General features: G+C 50.0%; 20 protein-coding genes. 5 read left to right on the forward strand and 15 right to left on the reverse strand.

What is annotated here, in order from left to right:
• Window positions 1–51: 51 nt before the first annotated feature.
• The gene (locus GY634_RS06660; protein ID WP_166407758.1) at window positions 52–1,689 is read right to left on the reverse strand and encodes a CTP synthase; all 1,638 of its coding nucleotides are present in this window, start codon (window positions 1,687–1,689) and stop codon (window positions 52–54) included.
• Window positions 1,690–1,790: 101 nt separating this feature from the next.
• Window positions 1,791–3,596, reverse strand: coding sequence for an aminopeptidase P family protein (locus GY634_RS06665; RefSeq protein WP_166407759.1), 1,806 nt, complete (start codon window positions 3,594–3,596; stop codon window positions 1,791–1,793).
• 229 nt (window positions 3,597–3,825) lie between these two features.
• Here GY634_RS06665 and GY634_RS06670 point away from each other — a divergent pair, with 229 nt between their 5' ends.
• Window positions 3,826–5,475, forward strand: a complete 1,650-nt coding sequence (locus GY634_RS06670) for an electron transfer flavoprotein-ubiquinone oxidoreductase (protein ID WP_166407760.1) — start codon at window positions 3,826–3,828, stop codon at window positions 5,473–5,475.
• Window positions 5,476–5,589: 114 nt separating this feature from the next.
• On the opposite strand, the gene GY634_RS06675 is transcribed toward GY634_RS06670, so the two are convergent.
• The 4 genes from GY634_RS06675 to GY634_RS06690 all read right to left on the reverse strand — a co-directional run bounded on the left by GY634_RS06675 (window position 5,590) and on the right by GY634_RS06690 (window position 9,860).
• The gene (locus GY634_RS06675; RefSeq protein WP_242683629.1) at window positions 5,590–6,471 is read right to left on the reverse strand and encodes a DMT family transporter; all 882 of its coding nucleotides are present in this window, start codon (window positions 6,469–6,471) and stop codon (window positions 5,590–5,592) included.
• Window position 6,472: 1 nt separating this feature from the next.
• On the reverse strand, window positions 6,473–7,774 hold the full coding sequence (locus tag GY634_RS06680) for an MFS transporter (RefSeq protein ID WP_166407761.1): 1,302 nt from the start codon (window positions 7,772–7,774) through the stop codon (window positions 6,473–6,475).
• A gap of 103 nt (window positions 7,775–7,877) precedes the next feature.
• Complete coding sequence (gene fghA, locus GY634_RS06685) at window positions 7,878–8,729, reverse strand: S-formylglutathione hydrolase (protein ID WP_166407762.1); 852 nt, start codon at window positions 8,727–8,729, stop codon at window positions 7,878–7,880.
• 24 nt (window positions 8,730–8,753) lie between these two features.
• Window positions 8,754–9,860: an S-(hydroxymethyl)glutathione dehydrogenase/class III alcohol dehydrogenase gene (locus GY634_RS06690; protein WP_166407849.1), complete on the reverse strand. Its 1,107-nt coding sequence runs from the start codon at window positions 9,858–9,860 to the stop codon at window positions 8,754–8,756.
• Window positions 9,861–10,128: 268 nt separating this feature from the next.
• Here GY634_RS06690 and GY634_RS06695 point away from each other — a divergent pair, with 268 nt between their 5' ends.
• On the forward strand, window positions 10,129–10,785 hold the full coding sequence (locus GY634_RS06695) for a C40 family peptidase (protein WP_423227290.1): 657 nt from the start codon (window positions 10,129–10,131) through the stop codon (window positions 10,783–10,785).
• Between the two features lie 73 nt (window positions 10,786–10,858).
• Here the strand turns inward: GY634_RS06695 and GY634_RS06700 are convergent, their stop codons facing one another.
• The 3 genes from GY634_RS06700 to lptF all read right to left on the reverse strand — a co-directional run bounded on the left by GY634_RS06700 (window position 10,859) and on the right by lptF (window position 13,510).
• Window positions 10,859–11,194, reverse strand: a complete 336-nt coding sequence (locus GY634_RS06700; protein WP_166407763.1) for a DUF2325 domain-containing protein — start codon at window positions 11,192–11,194, stop codon at window positions 10,859–10,861.
• Between the two features lie 174 nt (window positions 11,195–11,368).
• Window positions 11,369–12,316, reverse strand: coding sequence for a CysB family HTH-type transcriptional regulator (locus GY634_RS06705; protein ID WP_166407764.1), 948 nt, complete (start codon window positions 12,314–12,316; stop codon window positions 11,369–11,371).
• A gap of 93 nt (window positions 12,317–12,409) precedes the next feature.
• Complete coding sequence (gene lptF, locus GY634_RS06710) at window positions 12,410–13,510, reverse strand: LPS export ABC transporter permease LptF (RefSeq protein ID WP_166407765.1); 1,101 nt, start codon at window positions 13,508–13,510, stop codon at window positions 12,410–12,412.
• 53 nt (window positions 13,511–13,563) lie between these two features.
• Between lptF and GY634_RS06715 the strand changes: the two genes are divergently transcribed.
• The 3 genes from GY634_RS06715 to GY634_RS06725 all read left to right on the forward strand — a co-directional run bounded on the left by GY634_RS06715 (window position 13,564) and on the right by GY634_RS06725 (window position 16,280).
• A complete protein-coding gene (locus tag GY634_RS06715) occupies window positions 13,564–15,066 on the forward strand; it encodes a leucyl aminopeptidase (RefSeq protein WP_166407766.1) in 1,503 nt (500 codons plus the stop codon).
• Entirely contained in the window at window positions 15,063–15,500 is a 438-nt protein-coding gene (locus tag GY634_RS06720; protein WP_166407767.1) for a DNA polymerase III subunit chi, read from the forward strand. The genes GY634_RS06715 and GY634_RS06720 overlap by 4 nt, the downstream gene beginning before the upstream one ends.
• Before the next feature lie 69 nt (window positions 15,501–15,569).
• Entirely contained in the window at window positions 15,570–16,280 is a 711-nt protein-coding gene (locus GY634_RS06725; protein ID WP_166407768.1) for a Bax inhibitor-1/YccA family protein, read from the forward strand.
• 483 nt (window positions 16,281–16,763) lie between these two features.
• Here GY634_RS06725 and rarD read toward each other — a convergent pair whose 3' ends face one another.
• The 6 genes from rarD to lepB are packed head-to-tail and all read right to left on the reverse strand — an operon-like array spanning window position 16,764 to window position 21,398.
• Window positions 16,764–17,666 (reverse strand): EamA family transporter RarD, encoded by a 903-nt coding sequence (rarD, locus tag GY634_RS06730; protein ID WP_166407769.1) that lies wholly within the window; start codon window positions 17,664–17,666, stop codon window positions 16,764–16,766.
• Entirely contained in the window at window positions 17,666–18,286 is a 621-nt protein-coding gene (locus GY634_RS06735; RefSeq protein WP_166407770.1) for a PIN domain-containing protein, read from the reverse strand. Before GY634_RS06735 ends, rarD begins: the two co-directional genes overlap by 1 nt.
• Window positions 18,283–18,876 carry a DNA repair protein RecO gene (gene recO, locus GY634_RS06740; RefSeq protein ID WP_166407771.1) on the reverse strand — a complete coding sequence of 198 codons (594 nt, stop codon included), beginning with the start codon at window positions 18,874–18,876 and terminating at the stop codon, window positions 18,283–18,285. The genes GY634_RS06735 and recO overlap by 4 nt, the downstream gene beginning before the upstream one ends.
• The gene (era, locus tag GY634_RS06745) at window positions 18,869–19,762 is read right to left on the reverse strand and encodes a GTPase Era (RefSeq protein WP_166407772.1); all 894 of its coding nucleotides are present in this window, start codon (window positions 19,760–19,762) and stop codon (window positions 18,869–18,871) included. The genes recO and era overlap by 8 nt, the downstream gene beginning before the upstream one ends.
• Window positions 19,759–20,514, reverse strand: a complete 756-nt coding sequence (gene rnc, locus GY634_RS06750) for a ribonuclease III (protein ID WP_166407773.1) — start codon at window positions 20,512–20,514, stop codon at window positions 19,759–19,761. The genes era and rnc overlap by 4 nt, the downstream gene beginning before the upstream one ends.
• The gene (lepB, locus tag GY634_RS06755) at window positions 20,514–21,398 is read right to left on the reverse strand and encodes a signal peptidase I (protein WP_166407774.1); all 885 of its coding nucleotides are present in this window, start codon (window positions 21,396–21,398) and stop codon (window positions 20,514–20,516) included. Before lepB ends, rnc begins: the two co-directional genes overlap by 1 nt.
• Window positions 21,399–21,410 lie beyond the last annotated feature (12 nt).

A 21,410-nucleotide genomic window follows, 5' to 3' on the forward strand; every position in this document is an offset into this window, starting at 1 on the left:
TGATCGCGCCTGTTTGCTTACTCAGAAACAAACAGGCGTTGATCTACCACCTTAGCGAAGGTTCGCCAAAGCAGCTTTAACATAGCTAATGAACAATGGATGCCCATCACGTGGTGTGGAAGTGAACTCCGGGTGGAACTGCACGCCCATAAACCAAGGGTGATTTGGGATTTCCATAATTTCAGGCAAGTTCTCGGTAGGAGTACGAGCACTGATCACCAGACCAGCTTCTTCCAGTCTAGGTACATAAGCGTTGTTCACCTCAAAGCGGTGACGATGACGCTCATTAACCTCTGGACCATAGATATCAGCAGCACGTGTGCCTGCTTTCACAGGGCAACGCTGAGCACCTTTACGCATAGTGCCACCCAAGTCATCTTCTTGACTACGGTGCTCTACTTTACCGTCACGGTCTTGCCATTCGGTAATCAAGGCCACTACAGGGTGTGCGGCGGAAGGATCAAACTCAGTACTGTTCGCACCACCCAAGCCTGCCACATGACGAGCAAACTCAACCACCGCCAACTGCATACCCAAACAAATGCCCAAGAAAGGCACATTGTTTTCGCGTGCGTAACGTATTGCTGTGATCTTGCCTTCAGTACCGCGTTTACCAAAACCGCCGGGTACTAAGATAGCGCTTAAGCCTTCCAAGCAACCTGTGCCATCGCGCTCAATGTCTTCAGAGTCGATGTATTCGATTTTAACTTTGGTACGAGTATGAATACCGGCATGAATCAACGCCTCGCTTAGCGACTTGTAGGACTCTGTCAGCTCCACATACTTACCTACCATACCAATGGTGATTTCGTGCTCTGGATGCTCCAGTGCATCCACCAAGTTATCCCACATGGTCAAGTCTGCTGGTGGTGGGGAAATCGCCAAGGCGTCACACACCAACTGATCCAAACCTTGTTTATGCAACATGGAAGGAATCTTGTAGATGGACGTGGCATCCCATACCGAAATCACAGCATCCAACGGCACATTGGAGAACATCGAGATTTTGGCGCGCTCATCATCTGGGATTTCACGATCTGCACGACACAACAAGGCATTAGGGAACAAACCAATTTCACGCAGCTTCTGTACAGAATGCTGAGTAGGTTTGGTTTTCAGTTCGCCTGCTGATTTGATGAATGGCACCAAAGTCAGGTGTACCAATGCAGTATGGTTACGCCCTAAGCGCAAGCCCATTTGACGCACAGCTTCCAAGAACGGCAAGGACTCAATGTCCCCTACAGTGCCGCCAATTTCAACAATCGCCACATCTGCCTCACCGTTGTAGGCCGCTTTGGCACCACGCATGATGAAGTCTTGAATTTCGTTGGTGATATGGGGAATAACCTGAACGGTTTTACCCAAGTAATCGCCGCGGCGCTCTTTACGCAGTACGGACTCATAAATCTTACCAGTGGTGAAGTTGTTCACCTTGCGCATTTTGGTAGAAATGAATCGTTCGTAGTGGCCTAAGTCCAGATCAGTTTCCGCACCATCTTCGGTCACGAAGACTTCGCCGTGCTGGAAAGGGCTCATTGTGCCTGGGTCCACGTTGATATAAGGATCCAGCTTGAGCATGGTGACACGCAAACCGCGAGATTCGAGTAGCGCGGCCAGTGATGCCGCTGCAATGCCTTTACCCAGAGAGGAGACTACCCCCCCTGTTACAAATACATATTTGGTGGTCATTTCGATAGACGCCTGAGGGTTAGATCAGGCTATAGCGGGAAATTTGGATTATAACGGCAACCATGGGTCAGGTGAAACAAACTGACCCGGCTGCACCTGTTTTACAACAAGGCTTGTGTCTGCTCTTGCAGCCACGCTAAAGCCTCTGCTTGCAAGAGGGGTGAGAGGCGTTCGCGTACCTCGGCGTGGTAGCTGTTTAACCACTGCACCTCATCTTGCGTTAATAAAGAACGTTCTATACAGCGTGTATCTATAGGGCACAGCGTAAGCGTCTCAAAGCGCAGGAAATAGCCAAACTCGGTGCTCAACGCAGGTTGTGCTACCACCAGGTTTTCAATGCGAATCCCCCACTTCCCTGCCCTATACAGGCCTGGCTCGTTAGACGTCACCATCCCTGGCTTCATCGCAACGGGTTTAGCTGGCCTGCCTCGCCATGAAATAGACTGCGGGCCTTCGTGTACGTTTAAGAAGTAGCCTACGCCATGGCCTGTACCATGACCGAACTCCAGCCCCTCACGCCACAACGGCTGCCGAGCCAGCACATCCAGTTGCTGACCAGTTACCCCAACCGGGAACACAGCCTGCGACAACTGAATCATGCCTTTTAACACCAAGGTAAAGTCGCGCTTTTCCTCGGCACTAATCTGCCCCACTGGCACCACACGTGTAATATCTGTGGTGCCGCCCCAATACTGGCCACCCGAGTCTATCAGCAACAAGCCATTGCCTTCTATCGCAGCGTAACTGTGCTCGGTAGCTTGGTAATGCGGCATGGCGCCATTAGGCCCAAAGGCCGCAATAGTGCCAAAACTTGGGCTGACAAAACCGGGTTTGGCAGCACGCTTAGCCGTAAGCTCTTCATCCACCTCTAGCTCGGTAATTGCCCGTTCACGCACAGTACGATCAAACCATGCAAAGAACTCGCATAATGCCGCACCATCGTGCTCCATCGCCCGCCGAATATGAGCAATGGCCTCACTACTTTTAATGGCTTTTAAGGTCTGCGACGGGTTGAGCGCTTGCAACCACTGTACCTGTGGTGCAGCAAACAAGGTCCCCACGGTGACACGCTGTGGGTCTACTAGCACCGATAAGTCCTCTGGCAAACTCGCCAGATCAACAGCGACTTGGCTGTACTCTCGTAGCTCCACACCGTCGGCGCGCAACGTTTTTTCCAACGCCACAGGCACTTTGCCAGAAGCCACATACAAAATCGCTTGATCAGCATCTAACCAAAAATGCGCTAAAAACACGGGGTTATAAGGCACATCCCCACCGCGCAAGTTCAACAGCCACGCAATGTCGTCCAAGCTGGAAATCAAATGGCCGCCCACATCCAGAGCCACCATTTCTTCACGCACTTGTTGTAACTTCTGCGCTCGTGACTCAATCGCGTACTCCAAGGCATGCTCATACACAGGCTCGTGTGGCAACGCCGGACGTTGATCCCAAATCTGTCCGGGTAAATCCAAGGAGGTTTCTAGCCTCATGCCGCTTTCTATCAATCGGCTCCACGCCTCGAAGCTTTGCATAGACAGCACATTGCCATCAATAGCCACCACATCGCCTTCTGCTAATGTCGCCTCTACCCAAGGTAAAGGGTCTAGCACCCCCGTATCGCCTTGACGCATCAACGTCACGCCAGAGTCGCGCAAATCGCTCTCGGCCTGCACCCAGTAGCGACTGTCTGTCCATAAACCCGCAAAGTCTGCCGTGACCAACAAACTGCCCGCAGAACCACCAAAACCACTTAGCCATGCTCTGGCTTGCCAGTGCTCGGGCAAATACTCGGACAAATGAGGATCGGCAGAAGGGATAAAACACGCCTGCACAGCTGCCTGCTGCATCACGGCACGTAGCGCCTGAATACGGTCACTAATAGAGTGGGAAGCCTTGAGTTTATTCATTTTCCTGACAATCTTGTGCGCTCTGGTAACGAAGCAATCGCTGCGTTACGCTTAAACCAACAGTATAGCGTTCTAAAACAAACTGTTTGACGATTCTGAAGTTGCTTTTAGTCCCGCAAACCGCTGCCTACCCTATAATTGGCAGCATCTTACTACTTTTGTTGCACAAGCTTTGAGCGTCATCCCTAGCACTGTGCTGCACTATACCTATAACCGGAGGACCTTTTACATGTCTGAACGCGAATCGATGGAATACGATGTGGTCATCGTAGGCGGTGGCCCAGCTGGCTTAGCCACAGCTATCCGTATCAAACAACGTGCCGCCACAGCTAACCAAGACATCAGCGTTTGTGTATTGGAGAAAGGAGCGGAGATCGGTGCTCATATTCTGTCTGGCGCAGTGATGGATCCCCAAGCTCTGACCGAGCTGATCCCCGACTGGAAAGACAAAGGCGCACCTCTGAACATTGAAGTTAACGCCGACAAATTCGTTTTCTTGGATGAAAAAGGCGCCAAAGAAACCCCCATGTGGATGCTGCCAGACTGTTTTAAAAACCATGGCAACTACATTGTGCGCTTGGGCGATGTGACCAAATGGCTGGGTGAACAAGCCGAAGCACTGGGCGTGGATATTTTCCCTGGCTTTGCTGCTGCTACCCTGCTGTACACCGAGGACGGCAAAGCCGTACGCGGCGTAGTCACTGGCGATATGGGTGTAGCCCGCGATGGTACACATACGGCACACTACCAGCCCGGTATGGAACTATTGGCAAAATACACCATTTTTGCCGAAGGTTCCCGTGGCCACCTAGGTAGACAGCTAACTGAAAAATACAAACTAGACGAAGGCAAAAACGCCCAAAGCTACGGTATTGGCATCAAAGAAATGTGGGAGGTTGATCCTTCCCAATCCCAACCAGGCTTGGTCATGCACTTGGCTGGCTGGCCTCTGGACTCCGACACCTACGGTGGTGCGTTCCTTTACCACTTAGACAACAACATTGTGGTTGTTGGTTTAGTAGTAGGTTTGGATTACGCCAACCCATGGCTGTCTCCTTTTGAAGAGTTCCAACGCTTCAAAACACACCCTTATGTACGCGCTACCTTTGAAGGCGGCAAGCGTTTGGCTTATGGTGCTCGTGCTCTAACTGCAGGCGGTTTGCTGTCCTTGCCTAAACTGGTGTTCCCCGGTGGAGCTCTAGTGGGCTGTGAGGCAGGCTTCTTGAATGCTTCCCGCATTAAAGGCAGCCACGCAGCCATCAAATCAGGCATGATGGCGGCTGACGCCATTGTGGATGCGTTGGCGAATAACCGTGAATACGATGAACTAAGCGCCTACCCTGCTGCTTTCGAACAATCATGGCTGCACGACGAGCTTAACAAGGCCCGTAACTTCAAGCAGTGGTTCAAAAAAGGCCGCACTGTGGGTACGCTCATGACAGGTATTGAGCAATTGGTACTGCGCGGCAAAATGCCTTGGTCCTTGCGTAACACCAAACCTGACCACGCATTCCTGCAACCAGCCGCATCGTGTCAGCGTATTGAGTACCCAAAACCAGACGGCAAACTCACCTTTGACCGCCTAAGCTCTGTCTTTATCTCGAACACCAACCACGAGGAAGACGAGCCTATTCACCTCACACTGAAAGACGCCTCCATTCCGGTCAAACTGAATCTGGCTACCTACGCAGGCCCAGAAGCACGTTACTGCCCAGCGGGTGTTTACGAGTTTGTGAAAAGTGATGCCGGCGAAGACCAGTTGCAAATTAACGCGCAAAACTGTGTGCATTGCAAAACCTGTGATATCAAAGACCCTTCACAAAACATCGTCTGGATACCACCACAAGGTGGCGAAGGGCCGGTGTACAACGGCATGTAATCGCATGACGGCTTTTCTTGGTGCTGCTCTCTAGTCGCACCACGAAAAACACTGGGGGCTGTAGGGTAGAGATTTCATCCACCTTACAGCCCCCCGTTTTATGTGCTCTGCTACCTATGCTTTTCTGCGGCCCGGCAAGTTAACCACTACAAGCCCTGTCACCACCAACACCACACCTATTTTGGTGAACATATCGGGGACTTCGCCCAGCACCCACCACGCCAGCAAAATCGCTAACACAGGCACACCTAGACTGGACATACCCGCCACCGTTGCAGACACACGTTGAATCACGCTTAGCCACAGCAACCAACCCACACCTGACGCCAGCGCCCCCATATAAAGCAATCCAATAAACAGTTCTGGCCCATATACCCACGGTTGCTGCGGCACGATAAATCCCAAAGGGATAGTAATCACAGCGCCCATTAATAACTGCCAAACTGTCAGGTTGATGATGTTAGGTTGGTGCTTTTCGAACATCACCTTTGACCACACTGCACCAATTCCCCAACAAGCACCAGAAAACAAAGCGAGTAATGAGCTCAACATTCCGCCCATGCCATCCCAAGGCTTCAGCACCAGCAACAAACCTGCCAAACCAAAGCCTAAAGCAATCAAATACTTGGCATCAGGCTTGTTACCCATAATGCGCCATGAAAAGAACACCACCCAAAATGGCATGGTGTAGGCCAACAGCACCACTTGCCCAGCACCGCCGCTCATCAACGCAAACTGGGCCAACACCTGAAACCCCACCGTCTGCATGACCGCTATACCTAAACATAGCCAAAACGGGGGCATACTAAATGGAATGCGTCGCCAGCACTGCACCGCAAATAAAAACAAAAAAGCGATGACATAACGGGTAGCCACCAAATCTATAGGGCCGATGAGCTTGGTCATGGATTTCATCACAATCCAACTCACACCCCACAACACAATGGTTAGCCCCATTAACACTAGGGCATTACGGCTTGACTCACTTTGTTCCAACCTATTCTCCTGCATGCTGAGCGTGTTGCACGCCACGCATAAAATCTACTTTTCTCAACACTATCAACGCAACAATAAAAAACAACCCCGTTAGCAACAACGCCAAACGTTGATTCCCCTGACTCACCCAGACCACAATGCCATAGGATAACGGCCCTACTACCGCTGCCAGTTGTACAGCAAAACTCCATAGCGCATAGAACTCCCCCTGACGACCGTGCGGTGTTAACGCCCCCACCATCGCCCTACCCGCACTTTGGCTGCTACCAATACATAGTCCTGCCAGCGCTGCTGCGATCCAAAACCCCGTGGCCGATGTGGTGGAGCTCGCTACTACGATCATCACCAACCACCCCAACAACGTCAGCATCAGCGCTAAACGATGCCCTATAGCATCTTGCACGGATCCAAATACTAATGCCCCTAGCGCAGCCGCAATATTCACAGTAAAGATCAGCAGCATAGTCTGCCCCATCTCAAAGCCCATGACTTGCGTGGCATACACCGACGACAACGTAATCACCACCGAAATACCTGCTTGGTAACATGCACAGCAACACAGTAGTCGATATAAATCGGGGAAATGTGCACGACTTTCTTTATACGCATGCTGTATGTGCGCAAACCAACCATGCTGCACCGTCTCTACTATCGCGGCCGGTTCTTTTAACCACAAAAAAGCAGGTATAGCTGCCAGGCCAAACACCACTGCCGTCAACACCATCACCCATGGCACATACTTCGATGCTACCCACCCCTGTTGCTCGCCTAGCACCACTAACACCAATGACAACCCTAAGGTGAGCATGCCACCACAGTAGCCAAAACCCCATCCCCAACCGGACACACGTCCCAATGCTTCGGGCTTAGCCAACGTAGGCAAGAACGACGCTATAACGGCTTCCCCTACACAATAGCAATAGTTGGATAACACCAAAAACACCATGGCCCACCACAAGGTACCGTGGTTAGCCCCGGCTAACAGTAACGTGCCTACCACGCACCCTAGCGTACTGGTAAATAACAAAAACCGCTTGCGACCACGCCTATCCACCCATGCGCCTAATGCGGGCATACTCAGCATGATCAATAAGTAAGAAAGCGATAAGGTTAGGGTCCACGCTAGTGTCCCCCATGTTGCGCCTTCGGCCACTACGGCGACGAAATAAGCGCCAAATACCGAGGTCAATACCACCGTGGTATAGCCAGAGTTAGCAAAGTCATACAGCGCCCATGCCCAAAACTCTCGCTTTGCTACCTGAGGCTGTAAAGCCCCTCTCAAACGTCCCGTGGTATTTTGCATGCTTTCCTGCACTCTATCTATGTATCGCTAGTAGCATTCTGAAAAACAGAACACCCTGCTGGCGACCGTAAGTTGCCAACAGGGCGTTTTACTGTTTGCTGGATTAGCTTAACCGCTCAGCATGAAAGCGCAAGTGATCATCCATGAAGGTGGCAATAAAGTAATAACCGTGATCGTAACCGGCGTGCTTACGCAACGTCAGCGGTTGATCTACAGCCTGACAAGCCTCCTCTAATGCCTCTGGATACAACTGCTCGGCTAAAAACTGATCGTTCAAGCCTTGGTCCACCAATATGCCTTCTGGGAATGGGCATTGCGACTGACGCATCAACGACGATGCATCGTGCTGCTCCCATGTAGACCTATCCGCCCCCAAGTAACCTGCAAAGGCTTTGTGCCCCCATGGGCACTTCGTAGGCGCTGCAATAGGCGCAAAGGCCGATACGCTTCGGTATTTCTCAGGGTGACGCAACGCCAATACTAAAGCGCCATGCCCACCCATAGAATGACCGAAGATACCTACCTTCTTCGCATCACCCGACAACTGTGTAGTAACGATGCTAAACAGCTCGTCTACCACATAGCTTTCCATACGGTAATGATCAGACCAAGGTGCCTCTGTAGCATCCACATAAAAGCCGGCACCTGTCCCGAAATCCCAGTGATCGGCCTCTCCGGGCACGTCGGCACCACGCGGACTAGTGTCCGGTGTCACCAACATAATGCCCAGCTCTGCAGCCAACCGCTGTGCCCCACCTTTGATCATGAAGGTTTCTTCTGTGCAGGTTAACCCCGCCAAGTAAAACAGCACAGGGACTCGCCCTTGTTTTGCCTGCGGCGGTTCAAACACAGAAAAACGCATAGGCAGCCCAATTTCCTGGGAAGAATGTTTATAAAAGCGCTGCACGCCATCAAAACAACGGTGCTCGCTTATTACCTCAAGCTCAACAGTCATAAAGCCACATCCTCCAACAATCTATTAGTACACCACTACCGATCGAATAGACTCACCACGCTTCATCAGATCAAAACCTTCATTGATTTGATCCAACGACAACTTATGAGTAATTAAATCATCGATATTCAATTTACCTTCCATGTACCAATCTACCAATTTAGGTACATCAGTACGACCGCGTGCGCCCCCAAACGCTGAACCTTTCCATACACGCCCTGTCACCAGTTGGAATGGACGGGTGGAAATCTCCGCACCGGCTTCAGCCACACCAATAATGATGGATTGCCCCCAGCCACGGTGACAGCATTCCAATGCTTGGCGCATCACTTTCGTATTGCCAATACACTCAAACGAGTAATCGGCACCACCATCCGTTAACTGGATAATGTGATCCACTACATTTTCCACTTCGTTAGGGTTGATGAAGTGTGTCATACCAAACTGTCTGGCCATGGCTTCACGCTCTGGGTTCAGGTCTACACCGATAATCTTATCGGCACCTACCATTTTGGCGCCTTGAATTACGTTTAACCCAATGCCGCCCAAACCAAACACCACCACATTGGCACCAGCCTCTACATTGGCCGTAAACAACACCGCACCAACGCCTGTTGTTACACCACAGCCTATGTAGCACACCTTATCGAAGGGTGCGTCAGGACGAATTTTTGCCAAGGCGATTTCTGGCACCACGATATGGTTCGCAAAGGTGGATGTACCCATGTAGTGAAAAATAGGTTTGCCATCTATAGAGAAACGCGAGGTGCTATCAGGCATCAAACCCTTACCTTGTGTGGCACGAATAGCCGTACACAAGTTTGTTTTGCGTGATAAGCATGATTTGCACTGTCTACACTCAGGGGTGTACAGCGGCACCACATGATCACCCGCTTTCAGAGAGGTCACACCAGGGCCAGTTTCCAATACAACACCGGCCCCCTCATGCCCTAAGATCGCAGGAAACAAACCTTCAGGGTCTGCACCTGACAATGTGTAGTAATCGGTGTGGCAAATACCTGTAGCTTTAATTTCCACCAATACTTCGCCGGCTTTTGGGCCTTGCAAGGTCACTTCTTCTATAGTTAGTGGCTCCCCCGCTTTCCATGCTACGGCTGCGCGTGTTTTCATCATTTTTCAACTCCAATTAATACTAGTGTCAGCTGTTCAGGCAGTCTATGCTGCCCATGCTATGAGCACAAGCCTAACGGCTCACCCAAAAAGCTGTTTTTACTGAGTCTTGTCAACGCAGTGAAATTATTACTGCGTAATATCTAATTGCGAACTGATCTTGATTCTCGGTTTACTCGCCTTAAATCTTTGGCTAAACTTCCTACCTGTTGCTTGTTCAATTTGCTGCACCCCACCAATTGCGGTAAGCCATAACAATACAGACATTATGCCTTCTAAAAATAACAGCTTCTTACAATTCCGCTCATTCATCCCTAATCGTGTACTTGGCGCTGCTGCCGTAGGTGCTATGGTGTTACTGAGCGGGTGTGCAACAACAACTCAATCTACTGCAACTCGCGATCAAGCTAGCTTGGACGAGTTATTTGTCAGCCTCAGCGCAACGGATAATCAACGTTACCGCACACAGTCAGACCCTTTAGGCGCTTACCTGAAGAATCGGGCGCAAAGCGATATTTATTTAGCAGAACGCCAAGAACAGTCTACTAACAGTGATTTTGCTGAAGCGGCCTTAAGTTTCTTGGGAACCAAATACCGTTACGGTGGCTCTGGTCCAGAAACTGGTTTTGATTGCAGTGGCTTGGTGGGCTACGCCGCTGAAAAATCGTTGGGTTTGAAGCTACCACGACAGTCCGCTGAACTTGCCAAAGAAGGCGAATCCGTCAACCGCAATGACTTACAAAAAGGCGACCTCGTCTTTTTCAATACACGCGGTGCTCGCTTCTCTCATGTAGGCATTTATCTTGGCAACAATAAATTTGTACATGCCCCACGCACAGGTGCTGTGGTACGTGTAGAAGACATGACTGTGTCTTACTGGAACAAACGCTACAACGGCGCTCGACGCATAGCAGCCAGTAACTAATCAGGTGCCACCATGCTAAAAAGCCAGCTCAATGAGCTGGCTTTTTTGTTTCCGGAGCAAACTTATACAGGCATTAATGTGTCTTGCTTCCACTGTATGGGCATGACTCGCAAAAGCCACCCTGCGTTAATGCAAGCTTCATGCTGCAAACAGAGCGCCTACAAGCAACCACTTTAACGCCAGAACGCTGTGCTGCAGCCCTGAACGTTTTCATCACGTTATGACCCAAGAAGTCCGTTAACAAGATCAGCAACTCTGTACCAGAAGGCAGTTGCAAGGTTTTTTTCTGATGTGAGGGGTCTCTTCCACTTATATGCTGTTTAATTTTGATGTTGTGCAAATTCAGTAGGTCTGGAATATTTCCCAGTCTGTCTGCGCCTACCACGACGGCCGTTACCTGATTAGACATGCTTACTCCTTAAAATTGAAAACAGGTTAAACGATAATCATTATCATTAAGATTGTCAATCTTGAGTATGTAAGAAGCGTTACACACGCCAACTATTTCGCTATAAACATATAAAAAAACCCCTGGTGCATGCGCATCAGGGGTTAGTAATCTCTAGTCGCCGAACAACTGCTGCTAGATTGAGCTCTCGCCCTCTAACGCATCTTGCACTACATCGCGAGTCAAGGCGGGGGCCAGCATCTCTAACAACACATATACGTAATCACGCAAGAACGTACCCGCTTTAATCCCCACACGGGTGTGATGCTTGCCAAACAAGTGCCCTGCCGACAACCCCACTAAGCCCTTGTCTCTACGCGGGTCAAAAGCCACACCAGCGATAATCCCAATACCCAGACCCACATCCACATAGGTCTTGATCACGTCTGCATCCAACGCCTCAAGCACGATATCTGGAGTGAGGTTCTCTTTAGCAAATGCTTCGTCTATAGAGCGTCTGCCCGAAAACGCATGGTCATACGTCACGATGGGGTATTTAGCCAGTAGCTTCAGATTCAGGTTTCTAGATGCAGGCGTGGGCAACTCGGCCAACTCGTGATCAGGCCGTACCACAATAGTGTGTTCCCACTCGTACACAGGCAATGCCACCAGCCCCGGTGTTTTAGACAGGGTTTCAGTCGCTATCGCCACATCGGCCTGCTCATGCAACACCATGGATGCCAAGTGCGCAGGACTACCCTCAGCTAAGGACAAGTGCACCTTAGGAAAACGCTTTCTAAACTCTGGGATCACCTTAGGCAACAAATACCGAGCCTGAGCGTGGGTACATGCAATCACCAACGTACCTTCGTCATCTCGCGCAAAGTCATCACTGACTTTTTTCAGATTATCCACTTCGAGCATAATGCGCTCGATAATTTTGGCTACATCTGCACCAGGGCGTGTTAGCCCTTTAATGCGCTTGCCGTGTCGTTCGAATATCTTGATGCCCAGCTCATCCTCAAGCTCAATAATCGCTTTGGACACGCCTGGTTGTGAGGTATAGAGTGAACGAGCCGCTTCAGTCAAATTGTACTGGCGGCGTATTGTCTCCCGCACAAATCGGAATTGTTGAAGATTCATAGTAAGCCCCTGTTGTTAGCTTATTATATGGAATAAGGAAGGGGCCTAATATTAATTATAGTTATATACTTAGAGTCTACAACTAGAAGCTAGCTATTGTTTGGGGCGCTTAATACGCATCTTTTGCCAGAACAAAAATGCCACCAACACACTAAATGCAGCGTGCACCAGCAACGTCCCCACAGGGAAACTTAAGCTGCCACTAGAAATCCACCCGCGCGACAAGTTAATTAAGTTCATGTAAAGCAGCGCCAGCAACCCGGCAATTAAAATATTGCCCGAGCGACCTAAACGCGGGTTCACCGCCCCCAGAGGAATCGCCAATAACGCCAAGTTCAATGCGGCTAATGGCAACGCAGAGCGCCACATCACTTGAGAGCGTGCTCTATTCGTATCATCACCTAATAGCTGCGAGGTAGGTCGCGCTTTGATTTGTTGCTCAGCACGTGCACGTATTTGCTCGCTGCTGGTCGCCTGCTCATCACGGTTTTCCAACCGCACACCGTAATGCTCAAATTCGGTAATTCTGGACCACGGTGTTTTGGGTTTCACATCGTAACGGTACCCCTCATTCAACACCAAAAACCTATCGCCATTCTCTTCATTCTGCACATGCGCGCTTTTGGCTGTAATCACACTAAACCACTGTGGATCTATCACACGTGCCACCACTTTACCTAACTCGGCACCATCATCTAAAGGCTCTTCAGTAAAGAACACACGTGCGCCATCTTCAACCTCAATGAACTCACCCGGAGACACCTTACTTAAGTCGGAACGCAACTCAAACCGTTGGCGGTATTCAGAAATCTGTAGATAGGCCCATGGCGATGCAAAAAAGGTCAGTACTGCAATCAGCAATGCGGTTGGAATGGCGCAGTACAACACGGGGCTAATCCAACTACGCAGTGACAACCCACTCGCAAACCACACCACCATTTCAGATTCTCTGAAACTGCGGGTGATCGTAGTCAGTACAGCAATAAATAACGATACCGACAAAATGACTGGCAACGCCGTAATAGACGAGAACAATGCCATGCCCAAAACCACGTCGGCACCAATACTGCCACCCGCCGCCTCGCCTACTAGCCGAACCAGCAGTACACTAAGCCATACCACTAGCAAAGTGGATAGCACGACACCTGCGTGGCTCAGGATTTCGGATATAGAACTACGTTTGAACAAAAACATGGGACAATAAGCAGGTTAATGCGACAACAGGCCTGTACTCATAGGAAAATCGTATGGAATTTAGCACACAAAGTTCGGCTTCTTTACATCAGATCAAAACTTCAGCCTTAGCGATCGGTGTTTTTACCAACCAGGTACTCACCCCCGCCGCGGACATTATCGATCGCGCCTCTAATGGTGCCATACGTAAAGTCCTCAAAAGCGAGTTTAGCGCAAAGTCTGGCTCACACCTGGTATTACGTAATCTAGAAGGCATTAAAGCCGAGCGTATCGTACTAGTAGGCCTGGGCGATCAAGACAAATACCAAGCAGCACAACACAAAACTGCTGAAAGCACCTTTGCTCACTACTGCATTCAAGCAAAACTGAGTGAAGCTGTATCCACACTGGCTGGAGTAGACTGCAACGGCACCACACTGCGTCAACGCAGCAGCGGTGCAGCACAAGCTGTTCTAGCCGCTAGCTACCGCTTTGATGCCACATTAAGCACCAAAGCCGAAGCCATTAAACTCTCCAAATACCTACAGTGGGTGCCTCGCACGCTAGTGAGCGAATCCAAAGCTGGTTTGGACGAGGGTACGGCAATAGGTAAAGGGGTTAATTTTACCCGTTTGCTCGCCGATCTGCCGCCTAATATCTGCACGCCTACGTATTTAGCTGAACAAGCCAAACAATTAGGCAAAACGTACCCATCGCTCAAAGTAGAAGTACTACAACGTAAACAGATGGAAGCCTTGAAAATGGGCTCGTTCTTGTCAGTAGCCAAAGGCTCTGTAGAACCTCCTGTTTTCATCATCATTAAGCATAAGCCAGCCAAAAAAGCGGCCGACGATGCAGCGCCATTAGTACTGGTAGGTAAAGGCCTGACCTTTGATGCCGGCGGTATTTCTCTGAAACCTGCTGCCAACATGGACGAAATGAAGTACGACATGGGTGGCGCAGCAAGTGTAATGGGTAGCATGCTAGCCGTTGCCGAACTAAACGTTAACCACGAAGTGATTGGCGTGATTGCTTCATGCGAAAACCTGCCTAGTGGCGCAGCCAACAAACCCGGTGATGTGGTCACCAGCATGGCTGGCAAAACCATTGAAATTCTCAACACCGACGCTGAAGGCCGTTTGGTACTGTGCGACGCTCTTACCTACGTTGAGCGTTTCAAACCAGCCGCTGTGGTGGATATCGCCACGCTGACTGGAGCGTGCGTGGTGGCATTGGGCCATATCAACAGTGGTTTGTTCAGCCCAGACGACAGCCTAGCCGAAGAACTGCTGAATGCAGCTAAACAAAGTGGTGACAGCGCATGGCGCATGCCTTTGGACGAGCGCTACCAAGAGCAGCTGAAATCCAACTTTGCTGATATCGCCAACATTGGTGGCCCAGCAGCCGGTTCCGTCACTGCGGCTTGCTTCCTGCAACGCTTTACCTCTGCTTACCCATGGGCTCACTTGGATGTGGCCGGTACAGCATGGCGCAGTGGTAAAGACAAAGGCGCTACAGGCCGTCCTGTTCCTCTGTTGGTACAGTTTGTGCTGGATCGTTGCCAACAGGCCAAATGATTCGCGTAGATTTCGCCTTTGATGCCAGAGACCGGCTACGCACGGCTTGCGATGTAATTCGCAAGCATTACCTGCGTGGCCGACGGGTCATCGTTTACCTAAACGATGACCGTGCTCTGGCACGCTTTGAACACTTGCTGTGGGGCTTTGAGCCTACGGCTTTTATCCCACATGTGCGCGCTGAAGATCCATTAGCAAGCACCACGCCTGTGATTCTTTGCCATACCGACCCCGATCCTTCTCTAAGCCAAACAGGCAACGAACCAGCTTGGTTAATTAACCTTGCCGCTACGTGCCCGCCCAATAGCGAACGATTCACCCGCATACTTGAAATTGTGTCCGATGAACACAAAGACAAAGAGGCGGCACGGAACCGTTGGCGCATGTACCAATCTAAAGGTTATGACCTGCATGCACACAGCCTGCAACGCTAAAAAATCTTGCGTGTTCAGGTAGTTGTCAGTTAATCTTTACCCATTTCTCGTATTTTTTAAGGATGCGTCATGAGCGACTTTCGTCAATCAAGCCTGCCTGAGCATTCCGGCTCAAGGGCTTCGCAGTCTGCACTGGCCCAAAACCGTGTACTGCGTAACACCTACATGCTGCTGGCTCTCTCCATGGTTCCCACCATTCTGGGTGCCTTGATTGGCCTGCGCACTGGCATTAACCAAATAATGGGCGGCAGCCCAGCCGTCAGCGCTGTCGTATTTCTGGTCGGTGCATTCGGCCTGATGTACATGGTTGAGCGCAACAAAAACAGCTCATTGGGCGTAGTGTTCCTGATGGCATTCACCTTCTTTATGGGTTTGATGCTGTCTCGCCTGCTGGGCTTTGTACTGGGTATGCAAAACGGCTCCCAGCTAATCATGATGGCATTTGGTGGTACAGCCGCTGTATTTGCTGTGATGGCTAGCGTAGCTGCCAGTGCTAAACGTGATTTCAGCGGTATGCAGAAATTCCTGTTTATCGGTGCTGTGATCCTGATTTTGGCAGCTTTGGGCAACATCTTCTTTCAGATGACTGCTCTGACCTTGGTGATCTCCACCATGGCCATAGGTATTTTCTCGGCTTTCTTGCTGATTGACCTGCAACGCATCATGCGTGGCGGCGAAACCAACTACATCAGCGCAACCTTGGCGGTATACCTAGATGTGTACAACATCTTCAGTAACCTGCTGGTGCTGTTGGGTATTACGGGTGGCAACAACGACTAATACTCGTTGATATTCATCCTGGGGAGCTACCTGTAGCTTCTAGAGAACCCTCCCGTAACACGGAGGGTTTTTTGTTATCCGTGATGTGATCTGTTATGGGAAAAGCCAAAGTCCGATTACTCACGACTGGGCTGCAGTAGCCTAAGGCTGCGAAAGTATTTTTTGATTTGAGACACCAAATAAAAAAACACTTCCATCCGCCTTTTGCTCGTCGCTTGCAGCGGTTTTTAGATAGGTTGCTGTTCACGGTGTGTGTATTTCTGTAGCAAGAAACACAGCCACTACAGAAAGGGCTGTAAACCTAGCAATTGCGATACCTCGGAGGAGGCGGAGGAAAACTTTTTTGATTTGGTGTCTCAAATCACAAAAAGTTGTTCCGCAGTCCCTCAAGCGAGTGCGATGGATACAGCCGTCATCCTGAAGCAACATTACAAGTGGAAACCCACTATTCGTTAATCCACATCACGAATGGACACAGTGCAGCTACTTCGCCGCCCCTTTACTACGCTGCTCCCTGCGCCACGCCAAAAAGCCCTCTACAGCCACCAACAGCACCGCCAACCATATAGGTATGTAGGTGTACCACTCATGGCTTTGCACAGGCTCTCCTAGCAGCAAGAACGCCACCCAGAACAGCAAGACCGGCTCAACATAGCCCAAGATGCCAAACAACCCTAGCGGCAATAGCCTGCTGGCTGTTAAGTAGCCTAGCAACGCTAATGCACTGATCGCACCAAAAACAGGCACCTGCCAGTACAAACGCGCGTACTCGCCAAACTTCTGCGCCACACTAATATCTTGTGTGTACAAAATATAAAACGCAGGGATCATCAAAAAGCCGAAATCAAAGAATAACGAGCTTAATGACCCCACTTTTAAATAACGGCGAATCACAAAGTATGGCGGGTACCCAAAAGCCACTAACGCTGTAGCCCACGAAAATGAGTAAGTACGCAGTAGCTCGTGTAGCACGCCCACAAATGCTAAGGCCACAGCGATACGCTGCAAGGTGCTGAGTTGCTCCTTGTAAAACACCCTGCCTGTAAGCACCATCATCAGGGGTAGTAAAAAATACCCCATAGACACTTCTAGCGCTTTGCCATGTAATGGCGCCCACACAAACACCCACATCTGTAGGCCAAATAAAATAGCGCATATGACTTGCAAGACCATATAGCGAATGTCGCCAAACATACGCCGTATCATCAGCCCCACTTCACCCCAGCGTTTTAAGCGCGTGATAAAGATAGCCAGCACAGGAAAACCCAGCAGCACACGCCACGCAAAGATTTCTGTGCCTTCAAGTGGTCGTAGCAGCGTTGCGTAGTAATACAGTAGCGCAAACAAAAAGGATGCGCCTACTGACAACCCTACCCCTTTTTTCATTACTCACCTGTGAGAGTCTGTTGCTCATAACAGCGATTAAAGCGATATAAACGCTCGCGCTTCAGCAAGGCTTCTACACTTAATAATGGCTTGTCCGGTGCTCGCACAGCATCCGGCATAGCTTCCAGCAAGGACAATAGCAGGCGCGCATGCTCTGCCCATAGTCCTTCTAAAAACTGATCTGGAGCCCACAACACTAACCCCATACGTCGTAGCTCTGACTTATTGAAATCTTTAAGGTTTTTAGTGAGCACACCCACGGTACGCCCACTAAAGTTTTCTTGCGCTGCCCTGGCTGCCGCAATCACATGCCAGTCCTTGGGATCACTATAGCGCAAACCCTCTTTAAAGAGCTGCACATTGCCTTGATCTGCCTGTGGAAACTCTTGCTGCCACGCATCCCAATCCAACTGTAATTGTGACTCGGGCACTTCCCACAACCTAGAAGCATTGCGTCGCCATTCATCGGCGATGACTGGACTCCATGCGGGTTGAAATACCTGCGCTCTGGCTAAGCCCAAACATAAGTAGCGCAATACGTTTGAGATCATGACACAGGCATCTAACACCACAATGGGGGTGGTTGTGTCAGTAGTAGAAGATACGGAAGTGGTTGTCATGACTGCAGATGCAGTAGATCCATCATCACCCCGCGCGTGCGCAGTGGGCGTCCCAACAACTCATCTAAGCGCTCACGCAACAAGGTGCGCAAGTAGGGTTCTTGTTCTACATCGCTAAAATCAGGCAGTTGTTGATCCAAGCCATACCCTGTTTCTTGCAGCAGTATCCACTCAAACCTACGCAACGCTAAGGATGCCTGTTTAGGATGATGGGCCAAATGCTCTAAGGCTTGCTCATACGCAGTAAACAGCACATCGTGAGGATCTTCCTTAGGCAACAAACGCAGCAGCAGTTCGTTCATGTACCAGACTGACATCATTGCCCGTCCTGATAACACATGTAGACCCGCGCACTCCGCTTGCGTTAAGGTTTTCACTTCATTCGCCCCCGTCCACCCTACATGCAGAGGCTGAAATACCGACAACACGGCTCGCAACGCTGAATAGGGGCGCTTGGCCCCCTTGGCTACCAGCGATACAGTGCCATATTGCTGGCTAAAGACCTGAATCAATAACGAGGTTTCACGCCAGGCCATACTGTGCAGCACGTACGCCCGTTCATGCTGCACACGCTGACGCTGTCTACTCATACCCCAGCTCGCGCAGCGATGCCTCCCGGTCAGACCAGCCCTTGCGTACTTTGACGTACACATTCAAAAACACAGGCTTTTCCAACATGCGTTCAATATCTTGACGAGCCTCACTGGCGATACGCTTCATATGCTCTCCACCCGCGCCTAACAAAATGGGCTTGTGGCCTTCACGCTCTACCAGTACACACGCAGAAATACGTGCGCCTTTTTCATTTTCATCCCACTCTTCTATCATGACGGTACAGCTGTAAGGCAGCTCGTCACCCACCAAGCGGAAGATTTTTTCGCGCATTAACTCTGCCGCGATGAACTTCATGGACCTATCGGTAAGCGTGTCCTCTTCGAACATGGGCTCACCCACTGGCAAGTGTGCTGCGACTTCATTTAACAGCACATCTAACTGCAACCCTTTAGCCGCACTAAGCGGAACCACAGCGGTGTAGTTAAACTTCTGGCTCACCTGCGCAATGAAAGGCAATAGGTCAGCTTTGTTTTTCAGCATGTCTACCTTGTTGATCACCAAAATCACTTTGGCATTTTTAGGTAGCAAAGGAACCAGTTGTTCATCACCCGGCGTCCATTTTCCAGCTTCTACCACTTGAATCACTACGTCCACGTCAGCCAAGGCTTGGGTCACTACGCGATTCATCATGCGGTTCATCGCACCGCCATGACGGGTTTGAAAACCCGGGGTATCAACAAAGACAAACTGCGCATCATCACGCGTTAGTACGCTGTGAATACGGTGACGCGTGGTTTGCGCTTTACGTGACACAATAGAAACTTTGGTGCCAACCAGAGCATTGGTCAACGTAGACTTGCCCACGTTAGGGCGCCCTACTACGGCGATAAAACCGCAATGAAAGTCTTGCGTAGTGTTCATGACTGCTCCTGACTGACGGCAACCGGCAGACTTAACTGTGGATTACGGCTGCGCTTCTGGCGCCCTGCCTTATTGTCCAAAAAGGCGGACACGTGTTCTATGGCTTGTTCTGCTGTGGCTTGTTCTGCCGCACGACGGCTGCTGCCGCTAGCAGTCAGCGTAAGATCTAACTTCTCTATATGGCACTGCACATCAAAGGTCTGATTATGCGCTGCCCCATGCGTTGCCACTACGGTATATACCGGCAGAGCCAACCTATGACCTTGTAACAACTCTTGCAGCAAGGTTTTAGGATCTTTACCTAATGTTTTGGGATCAATATCCACCATAATGGCTTCAAACTGCCCTGTAATGACCTTTTCTGCTTGGTCAAAACCACCATCTAGATATACCGCACCAAAAATGGCTTCTAAGGCATCCGACAAAATGGAAGGACGTCTGAAACCACCGCTTTTAAGCTCGCCCTCGCCTAATCGCAGATAATCGGATAATTCCAATCGTTGGGCGATATCAGCCAAGGTAGCCTGCTTCACCAAATTAGCACGCAACCTCGACAAATCACCTTCATCAATCTTTTGAAACCGTTTGAACAGCAGTGATGCCACCACAAAGTTCAACACCGAGTCGCCTAGAAACTCTAGGCGCTCATTGTGTTTTGCACTATGGCTACGGTGCGTCAGCGCCTGTTCAAGCAATGCCTGATCAGAAAACTGATAGTTAATCCGTTGTTCTAGCTTTTGCAAGCGTGCCATTATTGAAATCTTCCTATACGGCCAAACTCACCGAAGTTCATCCAGATGAGGAAAGCTCTACCCACTATATTTTCATCGGGTACAAAACCCCAATAGCGGCTGTCTTGGCTGTTATCGCGGTTATCACCCATTACGAAATAATTCCCCTCGGGAACGGTACAACGTAAACCGGCAGGGAAGTACTCACAACGATCACGGTACGGGAAATCAGTAATAGGACGGTAGTATTGAGGCGCACGCTTATCTAACAAAATATCGTGCTTCACTTTACCCAACTGCTCTACATACTTACCGGTGTAGCGACTGTGATCAGGTTCAAAATAATCACCATCACGCACTTCGTTTACTTTAGTGCCATTGATATACAGCACTTTGTCACGGTACTCCACCACATCGCCAGGCAGGCCCACTACGCGTTTGATGTAATCAATCTCAGGCTGCACAGGGTAACGAAACACCAGCACATCACCACGCTCTGGGGAGCCTGTGTCAACAATTTTAGTATTTAACACAGGCAATCTGATGCCATATTCGTATTTATTCACCAAGATAAAATCGCCATTTTGCAAAGTAGGCAACATAGAACCTGATGGAATACGGAACGGTTCAAAAATGAACGAACGTAAAATAAACACAAACAAAATGACCGGAAAGAAGCTCACGCCATACTCTACCCACCATGGCATTTTCATTGCTTTGGCATAAGCATCTTTGCGCAACTTGTCGATCTCGCCCGCATCCACCCCAGGAAGGTCTGGGATGGCGGACATAGCGTCACGTGCACGCTGGCGGCGCTTAGCGGCTAAGGAAAACTTATTCCATGCCCACACCACACCGGTCAGCAATAAAAGAACAAATAAAATGAGGGAAAAATCCCAGCGCATGGTTAGTGATCC

This window comes from Paenalcaligenes suwonensis, assembly GCF_011290505.1.
Lineage (GTDB): Bacteria > Pseudomonadota > Gammaproteobacteria > Burkholderiales > Burkholderiaceae_B > Paenalcaligenes > Paenalcaligenes suwonensis.

Coding starts and splice junctions, on each gene's coding strand:
- GY634_RS06660 (WP_166407758.1), bottom strand. CDS start 1,689: ATGACCACCAAATATGTATTTGTAACAGGGGGGGTAGTCTCCTCTCTG.
- GY634_RS06665 (WP_166407759.1), bottom strand. CDS start 3,596: ATGAATAAACTCAAGGCTTCCCACTCTATTAGTGACCGTATTCAGGCG.
- GY634_RS06670 (WP_166407760.1), top strand. CDS start 3,826: ATGTCTGAACGCGAATCGATGGAATACGATGTGGTCATCGTAGGCGGT.
- GY634_RS06680 (WP_166407761.1), bottom strand. CDS start 7,774: ATGCAAAATACCACGGGACGTTTGAGAGGGGCTTTACAGCCTCAGGTA.
- fghA (WP_166407762.1), bottom strand. CDS start 8,729: ATGACTGTTGAGCTTGAGGTAATAAGCGAGCACCGTTGTTTTGATGGC.
- GY634_RS06690 (WP_166407849.1), bottom strand. CDS start 9,860: ATGAAAACACGCGCAGCCGTAGCATGGAAAGCGGGGGAGCCACTAACT.
- GY634_RS06695 (WP_423227290.1), top strand. CDS start 10,129: ATGCCTTCTAAAAATAACAGCTTCTTACAATTCCGCTCATTCATCCCT.
- GY634_RS06700 (WP_166407763.1), bottom strand. CDS start 11,194: ATGTCTAATCAGGTAACGGCCGTCGTGGTAGGCGCAGACAGACTGGGA.
- GY634_RS06705 (WP_166407764.1), bottom strand. CDS start 12,316: ATGAATCTTCAACAATTCCGATTTGTGCGGGAGACAATACGCCGCCAG.
- lptF (WP_166407765.1), bottom strand. CDS start 13,510: ATGTTTTTGTTCAAACGTAGTTCTATATCCGAAATCCTGAGCCACGCA.
- GY634_RS06715 (WP_166407766.1), top strand. CDS start 13,564: ATGGAATTTAGCACACAAAGTTCGGCTTCTTTACATCAGATCAAAACT.
- GY634_RS06720 (WP_166407767.1), top strand. CDS start 15,063: ATGATTCGCGTAGATTTCGCCTTTGATGCCAGAGACCGGCTACGCACG.
- GY634_RS06725 (WP_166407768.1), top strand. CDS start 15,570: ATGAGCGACTTTCGTCAATCAAGCCTGCCTGAGCATTCCGGCTCAAGG.
- rarD (WP_166407769.1), bottom strand. CDS start 17,666: ATGAAAAAAGGGGTAGGGTTGTCAGTAGGCGCATCCTTTTTGTTTGCG.
- GY634_RS06735 (WP_166407770.1), bottom strand. CDS start 18,286: ATGACAACCACTTCCGTATCTTCTACTACTGACACAACCACCCCCATT.
- recO (WP_166407771.1), bottom strand. CDS start 18,876: ATGAGTAGACAGCGTCAGCGTGTGCAGCATGAACGGGCGTACGTGCTG.
- era (WP_166407772.1), bottom strand. CDS start 19,762: ATGAACACTACGCAAGACTTTCATTGCGGTTTTATCGCCGTAGTAGGG.
- rnc (WP_166407773.1), bottom strand. CDS start 20,514: ATGGCACGCTTGCAAAAGCTAGAACAACGGATTAACTATCAGTTTTCT.
- lepB (WP_166407774.1), bottom strand. CDS start 21,398: ATGCGCTGGGATTTTTCCCTCATTTTATTTGTTCTTTTATTGCTGACC.